13 protein-coding genes are annotated in these 14,822 nt (G+C 62.5%); 9 read left to right on the plus strand and 4 right to left on the minus strand.

All coding sequences use genetic code 11. From position 1 onward, the window contains the following. Positions 1–5: 5 nt before the first annotated feature. The 9 genes from murD to lpxC all read left to right on the plus strand — a co-directional run bounded on the left by murD (position 6) and on the right by lpxC (position 10,515). The gene (murD, locus tag QIW53_RS23855; protein WP_371052017.1) at positions 6–1,352 is read left to right on the plus strand and encodes a UDP-N-acetylmuramoyl-L-alanine--D-glutamate ligase; all 1,347 of its coding nucleotides are present in this window, start codon (positions 6–8) and stop codon (positions 1,350–1,352) included. Beyond that, complete coding sequence (gene ftsW / locus QIW53_RS23860) at positions 1,349–2,566, plus strand: putative lipid II flippase FtsW (RefSeq protein WP_371052018.1); 1,218 nt, start codon at positions 1,349–1,351, stop codon at positions 2,564–2,566. Before murD ends, ftsW begins: the two co-directional genes overlap by 4 nt. Next, positions 2,556–3,626, plus strand: a complete 1,071-nt coding sequence (murG, locus tag QIW53_RS23865; RefSeq protein ID WP_371052019.1) for an undecaprenyldiphospho-muramoylpentapeptide beta-N-acetylglucosaminyltransferase — start codon at positions 2,556–2,558, stop codon at positions 3,624–3,626. Before ftsW ends, murG begins: the two co-directional genes overlap by 11 nt. Beyond that, positions 3,619–5,079: a UDP-N-acetylmuramate--L-alanine ligase gene (gene murC, locus QIW53_RS23870; protein WP_371052020.1), complete on the plus strand. Its 1,461-nt coding sequence runs from the start codon at positions 3,619–3,621 to the stop codon at positions 5,077–5,079. Before murG ends, murC begins: the two co-directional genes overlap by 8 nt. Further along, positions 5,076–6,044 carry a D-alanine--D-alanine ligase gene (locus QIW53_RS23875; protein ID WP_371052021.1) on the plus strand — a complete coding sequence of 323 codons (969 nt, stop codon included), beginning with the start codon at positions 5,076–5,078 and terminating at the stop codon, positions 6,042–6,044. Before murC ends, QIW53_RS23875 begins: the two co-directional genes overlap by 4 nt. A 4-nt stretch (positions 6,045–6,048) precedes the next feature. Beyond that, positions 6,049–6,918, plus strand: a complete 870-nt coding sequence (locus tag QIW53_RS23880; RefSeq protein ID WP_192305113.1) for a cell division protein FtsQ/DivIB — start codon at positions 6,049–6,051, stop codon at positions 6,916–6,918. A 14-nt stretch (positions 6,919–6,932) separates the two neighbouring features. Further along, positions 6,933–8,192: a cell division protein FtsA gene (gene ftsA, locus QIW53_RS23885; protein WP_175391042.1), complete on the plus strand. Its 1,260-nt coding sequence runs from the start codon at positions 6,933–6,935 to the stop codon at positions 8,190–8,192. Between the two features lie 105 nt (positions 8,193–8,297). Next, the gene (gene ftsZ / locus QIW53_RS23890; protein WP_192305115.1) at positions 8,298–9,491 is read left to right on the plus strand and encodes a cell division protein FtsZ; all 1,194 of its coding nucleotides are present in this window, start codon (positions 8,298–8,300) and stop codon (positions 9,489–9,491) included. Positions 9,492–9,603: 112 nt separating this feature from the next. Continuing rightward, positions 9,604–10,515 carry a UDP-3-O-acyl-N-acetylglucosamine deacetylase gene (lpxC, locus tag QIW53_RS23895; protein WP_027619572.1) on the plus strand — a complete coding sequence of 304 codons (912 nt, stop codon included), beginning with the start codon at positions 9,604–9,606 and terminating at the stop codon, positions 10,513–10,515. A gap of 204 nt (positions 10,516–10,719) precedes the next feature. Here lpxC and QIW53_RS23900 read toward each other — a convergent pair whose 3' ends face one another. From QIW53_RS23900 to QIW53_RS23915, 4 genes are all read right to left on the minus strand, one after another. After that, positions 10,720–12,207: a sensor domain-containing diguanylate cyclase gene (locus QIW53_RS23900; RefSeq protein WP_371052022.1), complete on the minus strand. Its 1,488-nt coding sequence runs from the start codon at positions 12,205–12,207 to the stop codon at positions 10,720–10,722. A 109-nt stretch (positions 12,208–12,316) separates the two neighbouring features. Beyond that, positions 12,317–12,541, minus strand: coding sequence for a hypothetical protein (locus QIW53_RS23905; RefSeq protein WP_371052023.1), 225 nt, complete (start codon positions 12,539–12,541; stop codon positions 12,317–12,319). A 241-nt stretch (positions 12,542–12,782) separates the two neighbouring features. Next, the gene (locus tag QIW53_RS23910) at positions 12,783–14,147 is read right to left on the minus strand and encodes a heavy metal sensor histidine kinase (RefSeq protein WP_371052024.1); all 1,365 of its coding nucleotides are present in this window, start codon (positions 14,145–14,147) and stop codon (positions 12,783–12,785) included. After that, a complete protein-coding gene (locus QIW53_RS23915; RefSeq protein WP_371052025.1) occupies positions 14,137–14,814 on the minus strand; it encodes a heavy metal response regulator transcription factor in 678 nt (225 codons plus the stop codon). Before QIW53_RS23915 ends, QIW53_RS23910 begins: the two co-directional genes overlap by 11 nt. Between the last annotated feature and the right edge of the window lie 8 nt (positions 14,815–14,822).

Raw genomic sequence — 14,822 nt, forward strand, 5'->3', positions numbered from 1 at the left:
AACGAGTGTCCCTGATCGCTTCTGACCACTTCCGCATCGTTGTCGGCCTCGGCAAGAGCGGCATGTCCCTGGTTCGCTTCCTGGCGAACCGGGGCACGTCGTTTGCCGTGGCCGATACGCGGGAAAATCCACCGGAACTGGCCACGCTCAAGCGTGACTATCCGCACGTGGAAGTGCGTTGTGGCGAGCTGGACGTCGAATTCCTGTGCCGTGCCGACGAGCTCTACGTGAGCCCCGGCCTGGCGCTGGCGACCCCGGCCCTGCAGGCTGCCGCCGCCCGTGGCGTGAAGTTGTCCGGCGACATCGAGCTGTTCGCGCGTCACGCGAAGGCGCCGATCGTGGCCATCAGCGGTTCCAATGCGAAAAGCACCGTGACCACCCTGGTCGGCGAGATGGCCGCCGCCGCTGGCAAGCGTGTCGCCGTCGGCGGCAACCTGGGCACCCCGGCGCTGGACCTGCTGAGCGACGACATCGAGCTGTACGTGATGGAGTTGTCGAGTTTCCAGCTGGAAACCACCGACCAGCTCAACGCCGAAGTGGCGACCGTGCTCAACGTCAGCGAAGACCACATGGACCGCTACAGCGGCCTGCCGGCCTATCACCTGGCCAAGCACCGGATCTTCCGTGGCGCCCGGCAGTTCGTGGTCAACCGCCAGGACGCCCTGAGCCGTCCGTTGATGGGCGAGGGCCAGCCGTGCTGGACCTTCGGCCTGGGCAAACCCGATTTCAAGGCCTTCGGTATCCGCGAAGAGAACGGCGAGAAATACCTGGCCTTCGAATTCCAGAACCTGATGCCGGTGCGCGAGTTGAAGATTCGTGGTGCCCACAACCAGTCCAATGCCCTGGCGGCCCTGGCCCTGGGACACGCGGTCGGGCTGCCGTTCGACGCCATGCTTGCGAGCCTGCGCACCTTCGCCGGCCTCGAGCACCGTTGCCAGTGGGTGCGTGACCTGGACGGCGTGAGTTACTACAACGATTCCAAGGCCACCAACGTGGGCGCCGCACTGGCGGCCATCGAAGGCCTGGGCGCGGACATCGAAGGCAAGCTGATCCTGATTGCCGGCGGTGACGGCAAGGGTGCCGACTTCAAGGACCTGCGCGATCCGGTGGCGGCCAACTGCCGCGCCGTGATCCTGATGGGCCGTGACTCCGACCAGATCGGTGCGGCCCTCGGCGACAGCGTGCAACAGATCCGGGTCGGCTCGCTGCTTGAAGCCGTCGCGCAGTGCCGTGCCGTCGCGCAACCGGGCGATGCTGTGCTGCTGTCGCCGGCCTGCGCCAGTTTCGACATGTTCAAGCATTACGAAGACCGTGGTCACCAGTTCGTCCAAGCCGTGGAGGATCTGGCATGAGCCTGATGAACATCATCAAGCCGTACCCGTCGCCGATCATCACCGGGCGCGGCATCGACGTCGACTTTCCGATGCTCGCCGGTTGCCTGGCGTTGCTCGGGCTCGGCCTGGTCATGATCGCCTCGGCCTCGACCGAAGTGGCGGCGGTGCAATCGGGCAGCGCCTTCTATTACATGACGCGTCACCTGATCTACGTGGTGCTGGGCTTGTCCGCCTGCGTGGTCACCATGATGATCCCGATCGCCACCTGGCAACGCCTGGGCTGGATGATGCTGATCGGTGCCTTCGGCTTGCTGGTGATGGTGATCATTCCGGGGATCGGCCGTGAAGTGAACGGCTCGATGCGCTGGATCGGCTTCAGCTTCTTCAACGTGCAGCCTTCCGAGATCGCCAAGGTGTTCGTGGTGATCTACCTCGCCGGTTATCTGGTGCGTCGCCAGAAAGAAGTGCGCGAGAGCTGGATGGGCTTCTTCAAGCCGTTCATCGTGCTGCTGCCGATGGCCGGCCTGCTGCTGATGGAGCCGGATTTCGGCGCCACCGTCGTGATGATGGGGGCCGCGGCAGCGATGTTGTTCCTCGGTGGCGTCGGGCTGTTCCGTTTCTCGCTGATGGTGGTGCTCGCCGTCGCGGCGGTGGTGTTGCTGATTCAGGTGCAGCCTTATCGAATGGCGCGTCTGACCAACTTTGCCGACCCGTGGGCCGACCAGTTCGGTGCCGGCTATCAGTTGTCCCAGGCCTTGATCGCGTTTGGTCGCGGCGAGTGGCTGGGGGTTGGCCTGGGCAACAGCGTGCAGAAGCAGTTCTACCTGCCGGAAGCGCACACCGACTTCGTGTTCTCGGTCCTGGCCGAAGAGCTGGGTGCCGTTGGCTCCCTGTGCACCGTGGCGCTGTTCGTGTTCGTCTGTGTGCGCGGCATGTACATCGGCTACTGGGCCGAGAAGGCCAAGCAGTTCTTCGCCGCCTACATCGCCTATGGCTTGTCGTTCCTGTGGATTGGGCAGTTCCTGATCAACATCGGGGTGAACGTCGGCCTGCTGCCGACGAAGGGCCTGACCTTGCCGTTCCTCAGCTATGGCGGCAGCTCGCTGGTGATCTGCTGTGCCTGTCTCGGCTTGTTGCTGCGCATCGAATGGGAGAGTCGAACCCACCTGGGCAGCGAAGAGATGGAGTTCCATGAGAGCGACTTCGCCGAGGAGCCGAACCATGGGCGCTAACGTGCTGATCATGGCGGGCGGCACCGGTGGCCATGTGTTCCCGGCGCTGGCCTGTGCCCGGGAATTCCAGGTGCGTGGCTACACCGTGCATTGGCTCGGCACGCCACGGGGCATCGAGAACGATCTGGTGCCGATGGCCGGCATCGAGCTGCATCGCATCAACGCCAGCGGCTTGCGTGGCAAGGGCAAATTGTCCCTGCTCAAGGCGCCCGTGATGTTGCTCAAGTCGATCTGGCAGGCGCGCACGATCATTCGCCAGTTGCGGCCGGTGTGCGTGGTCGGTTTTGGCGGTTACGTGACCGGTCCTGGTGGTGTCGCGGCCAAACTGGCCGGCGTGCCGGTGATCGTTCACGAACAGAACGCCGTCGCCGGTACCGCCAATCGGTTGCTGGTGCCGTTGGCCGCCCGAGTCTGTGAAGCGTTCCCCGACACCTTTACCCTGTCGGACAGCCGACGGACCACGGGTAACCCGGTGCGCACCGAGCTGTTCCTCGACACCCCGCGACCTGCCTTGGCCGGTCGCAAGGCGCGTTTGCTGATCCTGGGCGGAAGCCTGGGGGCAGAGCCGTTGAACAAGTTGCTGCCTGAAGCCCTGGCGCAAGTCGCACCCGACCTGCGCCCGGACGTGTTCCATCAGGCCGGCAAAAATCACGATGAAGTGACTGCAGAGCGCTATCGCGCGGCTGGCGTCGAGGCGCAAGTGCAGCCTTTCATCAAAGACATGGCCCAAGCCTATGGCTGGGCCGACCTGGTGGTGTGCCGCGCAGGCGCGTTGACCATCAGTGAACTGGCCGCCGCCGGTCTGCCCTCGATGCTGGTGCCCTTGCCCCACGCGATCGACGATCACCAGACCCGCAACGCCGATTATTTGGCCCGCGAAGGCGCTGCCTTCCTGATGCCGCAAAGAACGACTGGCGCAGCGGATCTTGCCGCACGCCTGACAGAGGTTTTGATGCAACCACAACGACTCACCGACATGGCGACCGCAGCACGTCGCCTGGCCAAACCCGATGCCACGCGTAATGTGGTCGATACCTGCCTGGAGGTGGCCCATGGTTGAGAATCAGAAAGCCATGCCACAACCGGAGATGCGCCGCATCCGTCGCATCCACTTCGTCGGGATCGGCGGCGTGGGCATGTGCGGTATCGCCGAAGTCTTGCTGAACCTGGGTTATCAAGTGTCCGGTTCGGACCTTAAAGCGTCGCCGGTGACCGAGCGCCTGGAATCCTTCGGCGCCCAGATCTTCATCGGCCATCGTGCCGAAAACGCCGCTGCCGCCGACGTGCTGGTGGTGTCCAGTGCCGTGAACACTTCCAACCCGGAAGTCGCCACCGCCCTGGAGCGTCGCATTCCCGTGGTGCCCCGTGCCGAAATGCTCGCCGAGCTGATGCGCTATCGCCACGGCATCGCGGTCGCCGGTACCCACGGCAAAACCACCACCACCAGCCTGATCGCCTCGGTGTTCGCCGCCGGTGGCCTGGACCCGACCTTCGTGATCGGTGGCCGTCTGAATGCTGCGGGCACCAACGCCCAGCTCGGCACCAGCCGCTACCTGATCGCCGAGGCCGATGAAAGCGACGCGAGCTTCCTGCACCTGCAACCGCTGGTGGCCGTGGTCACCAACATCGACGCCGACCACATGGCGACCTACGACGGTGACTTCAACAAACTGAAGAAAACCTTCGTCGAGTTCCTGCACAACCTGCCGTTCTACGGCCTGGCCGTGGTGTGCCTGGACGATCCCGTAGTGCGTGAAATCCTGCCACTGGTCAAGCGCCCGGCAGTGACCTACGGCTTCGGCGATGACTGCGACGTGCGTGCGATCAATGTGCGCCAGCAGGGCATGCAGACGTTCTTCACCGTGCTGCGACCGGATCGCGAGCCGTTGGACGTTTCGGTGAACATGCCGGGCAACCACAACGTGCTGAACGCACTGGCGACCATCTGCATCGCCACCGACGAGGGCGTCAGCGATGAAGCCATCGTCCAGGGCCTGTCCGGGTTCCAGGGTGTCGGTCGGCGCTTCCAGGTCTACGGCGAACTGCCGGTCGAGGGCGGCAACGTGATGCTGGTCGACGATTACGGTCATCACCCGACCGAAGTCGCGGCGGTGATCAAGGCCGTGCGGGGTGGCTGGCCGGAGCGCCGGCTGGTGATGGTCTACCAGCCACACCGCTACAGCCGCACCCGCGACCTGTACGACGATTTCGTCAATGTCCTGGCCGACGCCAATGTGCTGCTGCTGATGGAAGTGTATCCGGCGGGCGAAGAGCCGATCCCGGGGGCTGACAGCCGCAAGCTGTGCAACAGCATCCGTCAGCGCGGTCAGCTCGACCCGATCTACATCGAGCGCGGTATCGACCTCGCGCCGCTGGTCAAGCCGCTGCTGCGTGCCGGGGACATCCTGCTGTGCCAGGGCGCCGGTGACGTCGGCGGGCTTGCCCCGAGTTTGTTGAAGAGTCCGTTGTTCACCGGTGCCGTGGCTGCACCGGTCGAGGGGAAGTTGAAATGACTGCTGCCTACGCCAACCTCGTCTCCACCGTCGCGCCGAAGGACTTTGGCCGCGTCGCCGTGCTGTTCGGCGGCAAGAGTGCCGAACGTGAGGTCTCGCTGAAGTCGGGCAATGCCGTGCTCCAGGCGCTGCAAAGCGCTGGCGTGGACGCGTTCGGCCTCGATGTCGGTGACGATCTTCTCCAGCGTCTGCAGAGCGAAAAAATCGACCGCGCCTTCATCATTCTCCACGGTCGTGGCGGTGAAGACGGCAGCATGCAGGGCCTGCTGGAGTGCCTGGGCATTCCGTACACCGGCAGCGGCATCCTCGCGTCGGCGCTGGCCATGGACAAGCTGCGCACCAAGCAGGTCTGGCACAGCCTCGGGATTCCGACGCCGCGTCATGCCGTACTCCGTTGCGAGGCCGATTGTATTTCGGCAGCGACGGAACTGGGCTTCCCTTTGATCGTCAAACCGGCCCATGAAGGTTCAAGTATCGGTATGGCCAAAGTGAGTTCCGCGTCCGAGCTGATCGACGCCTGGAAAGCGGCCAGTACCTACGATTCGCAAGTGTTGGTCGAGCAATGGATTCAAGGTCCGGAGTTCACCATCGCCACGCTGCGTGACCAGGTGTTGCCTCCGATTGCCCTGGGCACGACGCACAGTTTCTACGACTACGACGCCAAGTACATCGCCAACGATACCCAGTACCGGATTCCGTGCGGGCTGGACAGCGCCAAGGAACAAGAACTGATGGACCTCACGGCGAAAGCCTGCGAGGCGCTGGGTATCGCCGGTTGGGGCAGGGCGGACGTGATGCAGGATGCGGACGGTCAGTTCTGGTTCCTTGAAGTCAACACCGCACCGGGCATGACCGATCACAGCCTGGTACCCATGGCGGCCCGTGCCGCCGGCCTGGATTTCCAGCAACTGGTTCTGAGCATCCTGGCGGCCAGTCTTGCCAGCAACGCAGAGCCGCGAGGGTAAGACCATGCGAGGCGCTCAGCTCAGACATCAGCCCCCACCCGCACCCGGCCGCAAGCCGGTGCCACGGGGTGCCAGCCGAATGGTGGCCAAGGAGCCGATGTCTGCGCGCCTGCCGAAAGCCAATTTCGGCTTTCTCAAGGCCCTGTTCTGGCCGGTGCTGCTGGTCGGGCTGGGTTTCGGTACGTACGAGGGCGCGCAGCGCTTGTTGCCGTACGCCGACCGGCCGATCACCAAGGTCGCGGTGCAGGGCGACCTGAGTTACATCAGCCAGCAAGCGGTGCAGCAGCGGATCGCCCCTTACGTGGCCTCGAGCTTCTTCACCATCGACCTGGCGAGCATGCGCACCGAGCTGGAACAGATGCCATGGATTGCTCACGCCGAAGTGCGTCGGGTGTGGCCGGACCAGGTGGTGATTCGCCTGGAAGAGCAACTGCCGGTGGCCCGTTGGGGCGATGAGTCGCTGTTGAACAACCAGGGGCAGGCGTTCACCCCGCGTGAACTGGCGAACTACGAACACCTGCCACAGCTGTTCGGCCCACAACGGGCCCAGCAGCAAGTGATGCAGCAATACCAGGTACTGAGCCAGATGCTCAGGCCGCTGGGCTTCTCGATTGCACGCCTGGAGTTGCGTGAACGAGGCAGCTGGTTCCTGACCACCGGTGCCGGCAGTTCGGGCCCGGGGATCGAACTGCTGCTGGGCCGTGGCAACCAGGTGGAAAAGATGCGCCGCTTCATTGCCATCTATGACAAGACGCTTAAAGAACAGATTACGAACATCGCGAGTATCGACCTGCGCTACGCCAACGGCCTTGCCGTCGGCTGGCGGGAACCGGTAGCGCCTACGACAGCCGAACCCGCTGTCGCGAAGAATTAAGAGAGGCAGGACCCATGGCAAACGTGCAAAGCGGAAAAATGATCGTCGGTCTCGATATCGGCACCTCCAAGGTGGTGGCGCTGGTCGGTGAGGTCGCGGACGACGGCACGCTGGACATCGTCGGGATCGGCACTCATCCGTCCCGCGGCCTGAAGAAGGGCGTGGTGGTGAACATCGAATCCACCGTGCAGTCGATCCAGCGCGCCATCGAAGAAGCGCAGCTGATGGCCGGTTGCCGGATCCACTCGGCGTTCGTTGGCGTGGCGGGCAACCACATCCGCAGCCTGAACTCCCATGGCATCGTCGCCATTCGTGATCGCGAAGTCAGCTCCGCCGACCTCGAGCGCGTGCTCGACGCCGCCCAGGCCGTGGCGATTCCGGCGGACCAGCGCGTGCTGCACACCCTGCCGCAGGATTATGTGATCGATAACCAGGAAGGCGTTCGCGAGCCCCTGGGCATGTCCGGCGTGCGTCTGGAAGCCAAGGTCCACGTGGTTACCTGCGCCGTCAATGCCGCACAGAACATTGAGAAATGCGTGCGTCGCTGCGGCCTGGAAATCGACGACATCATTCTCGAACAACTGGCGTCCGCGTACTCGGTATTGACCGACGACGAAAAAGAGCTGGGCGTATGCCTGGTGGACATCGGCGGCGGTACCACCGACATCGCGATCTTCACCGAAGGCGCGATCCGTCATACCGCCGTGATCCCGATTGCCGGCGATCAGGTGACCAACGACATCGCCATGGCGTTGCGCACCCCGACCCAGTACGCCGAAGAAATCAAGATTCGCTATGCCTGCGCCCTGGCCAAGCTGGCCGGTGCCGGTGAAACCATCAAGGTGCCGAGCGTGGGCGATCGTCCGCCGCGCGAGCTGTCCCGCCAGGCCCTGGCCGAAGTGGTCGAGCCGCGTTACGACGAGCTGTTCACCCTGATCCAGGCCGAGCTGCGTCGCAGCGGCTACGAAGACCTGATCCCGGCCGGCATCGTGCTGACCGGCGGCACCTCGAAAATGGAAGGCGCCACCGAGCTGGCCGAGGAAATCTTCCACATGCCGGTACGCCTGGGCGTGCCCCACGGCGTGAAAGGGCTGGATGACGTGGTGCGCAACCCGATCTATTCCACCGGCGTTGGCCTGTTGATGTACGGCCTGCAGAAGCAGTCCGACGGGATTTCGTTCTCGGGCATCGGCAGCCGCGACAGCTACAGCAATGAAGAACCCAAGGGTGCCCTGCTCGATCGCATCAAGAGCTGGGTGCAAGGCAACTTTTAAAGAGGCAGCGGCAAGCGTTGAGCTTGAAGCCGCCTGACAGAGCAAGCAGCAACACGCAGTAAAGCAGTAGGCGAAAAAAACTAGAGAACGTAAAGGAGAGGGAAAATGTTCGAACTCGTAGACAACGTCCCCGCAAGCCCGGTCATCAAGGTCATCGGTGTTGGCGGAGGTGGCGGCAACGCCGTCAATCATATGGTCAAGAGCAACATTGAAGGCGTCGAGTTCATCTGCGCCAACACTGATGCCCAGGCGCTGAAGAGCATCAGCGCGCGGACCATCCTGCAACTGGGTACTGGCGTGACCAAAGGTCTGGGCGCCGGTGCCAACCCTGAAGTGGGCCGTCAGGCCGCTCTCGAAGATCGTGAGCGCATTGCCGAGGTCCTGCAGGGCACCAACATGGTGTTCATCACCACCGGCATGGGCGGCGGTACCGGTACCGGTGCTGCGCCGATCATTGCCGAAGTGGCCAAGGAAATGGGGATCCTCACCGTTGCGGTGGTGACCCGTCCGTTCCCGTTCGAAGGCCGCAAGCGCATGCAACTGGCCGACGAAGGCATTCGTCTGCTGTCCGAAAGCGTTGACTCGTTGATCACCATTCCCAACGAGAAGCTGCTGACCATCCTGGGCAAGGATGCCAGCCTGCTGTCGGCTTTCGCCAAGGCTGACGATGTACTGGCCGGTGCCGTTCGCGGTATCTCCGACATCATCAAGCGCCCGGGCATGATCAACGTCGACTTTGCCGACGTGCGTACCGTGATGAGCGAAATGGGCATGGCGATGATGGGCACTGGCTGCGCCAGCGGTCCGAACCGTGCACGCGAAGCCACTGAAGCGGCCATTCGCAACCCGCTGCTCGAAGACGTGAACCTGCAAGGTGCACGCGGCATCCTGGTGAACATCACCGCCGGTCCTGACCTGTCCCTGGGTGAGTACTCCGACGTGGGTAGCATCATCGAAGCCTTCGCTTCCGAGCATGCCATGGTCAAGGTCGGTACCGTGATCGATCCGGACATGCGCGACGAGCTGCACGTCACCGTGGTTGCTACCGGTCTGGGCGCAAAAATCGAGAAGCCTGTGAAGGTCATCGACAACACCGTTCACACTTCCCTGGCTTCGCAACCGCAAGCAGCGGCACCCGCTCGTCAGGAAGCGCCAGCGGTGAACTACCGTGACCTGGACCGTCCGACCGTCATGCGCAACCAGGCTCAGGCCGGTGCTGCGACTGCCGCGAAGATGAATCCGCAAGATGATCTGGACTACCTGGACATCCCGGCTTTCCTGCGTCGTCAGGCCGATTGATGGAATGTATCAGGGCTATGAAGGTGATTGGTGTTCAGCAAAGGCGTGGTCTGCTATCATCGCCAGCCTTTGTTGATACCAGTTCGCAATTTGCGCTGAAGCGGCCCAAGCCATGATTAAACAACGCACACTGAAAAATATTATCCGTGCCACAGGTGTTGGTCTGCACTCCGGCGAGAAGGTCTACCTGACCCTCAAGCCTGCACCGATCGACACCGGCATCGTCTTTCGCCGTGCCGACCTCGATCCTGTGGTCGAGATCCCGGCTCGTGCAGCCAACGTCGGCGAGACAACCATGTCGACGACGCTGGTCAACGGTGACGTGAAAGTGGATACGGTTGAGCACTTGCTCTCGGCCATGGCTGGCCTGGGCATCGATAACGCCTACGTCGAGCTCTCCGCGTCCGAAGTCCCGATCATGGATGGCAGCGCTGGACCCTTCGTATTTCTGATTCAGTCGGCTGGCCTGGAAGAACAGGACGCAGCCAAGAAATTCATCCGCATCCTGCGTGAAGTGACAGTGGAAGACGGCGACAAGCGCGCCACTTTCGTCCCTTTCGAAGGTTTCAAGGTGAGTTTCGAGATCGATTTCGATCACCCGGTTTTCCGTGACCGCACACAAAGTGCAAGCGTGGATTTTTCCAGCACTTCGTTCGTAAAAGAAGTGAGCCGCGCCCGTACCTTTGGTTTCATGAGTGACATCGAGTACCTGCGCAAGCACAACCTCGCACTCGGCGGCAGCGTTGAAAACGCGATCGTGGTCGACGCGGATGGTGTACTGAACGAAGACGGTCTTCGCTACGAAGACGAATTCGTGAAGCACAAGATCCTCGATGCAATTGGTGACCTCTACCTGCTGGGCAACAGCCTGATTGGTGAGTTCAAGGGCTTCAAGTCCGGCCACGCACTGAACAACCAGCTGCTGCGCAAGTTGATTGAGCAGACAGATGCCTGGGAAGTCGTGACGTTCGAAGACGCCAGCACCGCACCCATCTCTTACATGCGCCCTGTTGCGGCCGTGTAAGTAAAAAACCTCTCTAGTTTTTTAAAGGCTGCCTTCGGGTGGCCTTTTTTTATGTCCGGGTTTTTGTGGACAGGCCCGATCCCTGTAGGAGCGAGGGGGACGCCTAGTCCTTGCTCGCGATGGTGGGTCAGGCACCGCGGGTAGTCAGAACGCCAGCGTTACCGTTGACGACCATCGCGAGCATGCTCGCTCCTACAGGTGCAGTCAGGCGCCACTGACCACCCGGTTACGCCCCGACTCCTTCGCCTGATACAACGCCTTGTCCGCTGCAAACAGCAGTTGCTCCACGCTGAGGCTGGTGGCCGTGGTCCAGGTGCTGATACCGATGCTGACCGTGATGGGCGACGCGACGCCTGCTTCGATCGGCAGTCGCTCCACAGCCTGGCGAATGTGCTCGGCAATCAACTGCGCGCCGGCGCCGTCGGTTTCCGCCAGCACCACCGAGAACTCCTCCCCGCCATAGCGGGCGACCAGGTCCGCCGGTCGCCGTACGTTCTCGTCGATTACCCTGGCCAGCACGCGCAGCGCATCATCGCCGGCCGGGTGGCCATGCTGGTCGTTGAATGCCTTGAAGTGATCGGCGTCGATCATCAGCAGTGAAAGGGGCTTGCCCGAGCGCTGGGCGCGAAACCACTCGTGGCGCAGGGTCTGGTCGAGCATGCGGCGGTTGGCGACGCCGGTCAGGGCGTCGGTGGCGGCCAGTTGCGCCAGCTCCTGCTCCGCCCTGTGGCGCAGGCGCAGTTCCCGGCACAGTCGCAAGGTGAGCCACGACAGGCCCATGCACAACACGCCGGTGGCGCCGCTGATCAGCCACGCCGTGCGTTGCCAGGCGGCGAACACATCGTGGCCGGACAGCGCGACGATGACCGTCAACGGCAGGTTGCCCACCCTGGAAAACGTGTACAGGCGGCGTTGTCGATCGACGCTCGACAGGCTTTCGAAGCTGCCGTTGCGCTCGCGCAGGATGCGCTGGACATTGGGGCGGTCGAGGAAGCTTCTGCCAATCGGATCATTTTCCAGATGAGGCTTCTGCGCCAGCAGGAAACCGTCGTCGCTGATGATGGACAGGATGCCGCCCTCGCCGATGTCGAGGCTCTTGAAGAGCTGGTCGAAATAGCCCAGGCGCAGCGAGGCAACGGCAACGCCCTGGAATTCACCCGTGGCCGAGGAAATGCGCCGGCTGAAACTGATCCGCCATTGACCGTTGTCTTCACAATCGCACCGTGGCTTGAACGGCTTGCTGATGAACATTTCGCTGTCGGGGCGGGTGGCATGCGCGAGGTAAAAATCGCGATCGGCGTAATTGGCCGGTTTGAAGTCGATTCGCGAGGAGTCCGCCAGCACCTGGCCATGGGCGTCCAGCAACAGGATGTCACCCTTGAAGCGTGCGGTGGTCGAGCGGTCAAACAGCGCCAGATGGCGGATCTGCGGTGAAACCTGCTTCAAATCGTCCCGTTGCGAAGCGGCAATCAGGCCCTGCAGGGTCAGGTCGTAGAGCTCGACGGTGCGCAGGACATCGGCGTCGATCAACTGTGCAATGGTGGTCGCGCTTCGGGTCGCCGCCTGCTGGGCACCAGTGTGTTCGCGGATCAGCAGAAAGGTGACGATGGCGAGAATGGCAATGACCGTCAGCGTACTGCCGAGCATCGCCAGGATCTCGGGTTTGGAGGGCGGGGCAGGGCGTAGGGTCATGGGCGCTGTCTGCTTGGATCACCCATTAAGCGTAGTCGTTACTGGCACCTGTAGGAGCATGCTCGCTCCTACAGGTTATTCATTGCGAAATATGCAATAAAGGCTTCGATCAGCTGTCCTTGCCGACCGGTAGCTGACCTTGGACAGTCGAGGCTTGAGGGCTTTGCGCAGCCTCTGCGGCCCTGGCTGTCATTTCACTCCGATACTCCTCGAACGCTGCAGCGCGTGCAGCGTTGTGTGCAGCGAACGTCTGCGATTCCTCGGCCATGACGAACGGCGAGACGAGCAGGGAAGACAAAACGAAAGCGCTGGCAATACCCATACTGTTGGACATCTTTAAAACCTTCTTGCTTGGCAAGTGCTGTTTGGTGCGGGCAAAGATAAGGATGTCCGGGGCGGGGAAAAAGAGCGGATTGCTGAAAGGACTATTGCCTGAAAAGCAACAGTGATCCTGCCTCTGTAGGAGCGAGCATGCTCGCGATGGTCGTTAACGATGACGCGGGATGCCTGATGCCCAACGGCGTTCTCCAGTCCATCGTCGGAACGTCGCCCGGAGCATGCTCGCTCCTACAGGTTCAGACCGGGAGGTGGATACCGAAGGTATTCACCCCATGATCACTGCGCACAAACACATCGCCACCGTGCATCAGCGCGATGGCCTTGACGATCGCCAGCCCCAGGCCGTGGTTGTTGCCGCTGTTGCTGCGTGAGGCATCGACCCGGTAGAAACGCTCGAACAGCCGTGGCAGGTGTTCGCTGGCAATCGGTGAACCGGGGTTGGCGACGCCGATGCTGACCTGATGCTCCTCGACTTCGATCCGGACCTCGATCACCTGACCGGGGTCGGTGTGCTGCACCGCGTTGCTCAGCAGGTTGATCAGGGCCCGACGCAGGTGCGCGATCTCGATTCGTACCTGGGCATCGCCGCGCACCTGTACCTGAACCTGGGCATCTTCGAGGATGAAATCCAGGTATTCCAGAGTCGTTGCCACCTCGTCCGCCAGGGAGGTGCTGGTCAGTTTGGTGGCCTTGCTGCCCTGGTCGGCGCTGGCCAGAAACAACATGTCGTTGATGATCGAACGCAGGCGCTCAAGCTCTTCGAGGTTCGATTGCAGCACTTCGAAATAGTGTTCCGCCGAGCGTCCACGGGTCAGTGCCACCTGGGTCTGGCCGATCAGGTTGGTCAGCGGCGAGCGCAGTTCGTGGGCAACGTCGGCGTTGAACGACTCCAGCCGCGAGTACGCTTGCTCGACCCGTTCCAGCGTGGAGTTGAACGAGTTGACGAACTGGTCGAGCTCCGGCGGCAGCGACGACAGGCGCAAGCGCCCGGAGCGCAACGGTGGCGCCAGGCGCTGGGCTTCGTGGGACAACTTGATCAACGGCTTCAGGCCGATCCGCGCCACCCAGTAACCCAGGGCCGAGGCCAGCAGCACCCCGACAATCGCCAGGCTGATCAGGGCGACCAGCAGATGATGCTGGGTCTGGGAAAACGTCTCGGTGTCGACGCCGATCATGAAGCGCAACGGTGGGCGCTGGTCCTTGGCCGGAAACTGGCTGACCAGCACTTTGAGCGGATAGGGCTGGTCGGGCAACTGCAAGTCACGCATGCCCAGCGGCCCTTCGGCGAAGGCGCGGATCTGCGGCGTCAGTTGGCCGTATTCGTAGCGCGGATCGCCGCTGACGATCCAGAAGCTGATGCGCTTGTCTTCTTCGCTCAGCAGCTTGAGCTTGTTGTTGATCTTCACCCAGTGCTCGGGCGTGCCATAACGGCCGACCGTGGATTCGAGCACGCTGTAGCGTGCGTCGAGTTCGGCTTCGGGCAACAGGCCCAGGCCCTTGTCGACCTGTTGATAGAGTGCGCCGCCAATCAGCAGGAACACCAACAGCGCCACCAGCGTGAACATCCCGCTCAGGCGCAGCGCAATGCTGTTACTGGACACCGCGGCTCTCCAGCACATAACCCATGCCCCGGATCGTGTGCAGCAGTTTCTCGTCGAACGGCCCGTCGATCTTGGCGCGCAGGCGTTTGATCGCGACTTCGACGACGTTGGCGTCGCTGTCGAAATTGATGTCCCAGACCATCTCCGCGATTGACGTTTTCGACAGGATTTCTCCTTGCCGGCGGGCCAGCACGCTGAGCAGCGAGAACTCCTTCGCGGTCAGGTCCAGGCGCGTGCCGGCGCGTGTGGCCTTGCGGCTGATCAAATCGATCCACAGGTCGGCGATGGTCACCTGCACCGGTTCATGACCGCCGCTGCGCCGGGTCAGGGCTTGCAGGCGCGCCACCAGCTCAAGGAAGGAAAAGGGTTTGCCCAGGTAATCGTCGGCACCGTCGCGCAGGCCCTTGATGCGGTCTTCCACCCGTTCGCGGGCGGTGAGCATGATCACCGGCGTCTGTTTGCGCGCACGCAAGGCGCGCAGTACGCCAAAGCCGTCGAGGCCCGGCAACATCACGTCGAGGACGATGACCGCGTAGTCGCTTTCCAGCGCCAGGTGCAGGCCTTCCACACCATCGCGCGCCAGGTCCACGGTGTAACCCTGTTCGGTCAGGCCACGGTGCAGATAGTCTGCGGTTTTTTCTTCGTCTTCGATAATCAGGACACGCATGACCCCGC

Origin of the sequence: Pseudomonas fluorescens (genome assembly GCF_041354075.1) — a bacterium.
Classification (GTDB): Bacteria; Pseudomonadota; Gammaproteobacteria; order Pseudomonadales; family Pseudomonadaceae; genus Aquipseudomonas; species Aquipseudomonas fluorescens_CE.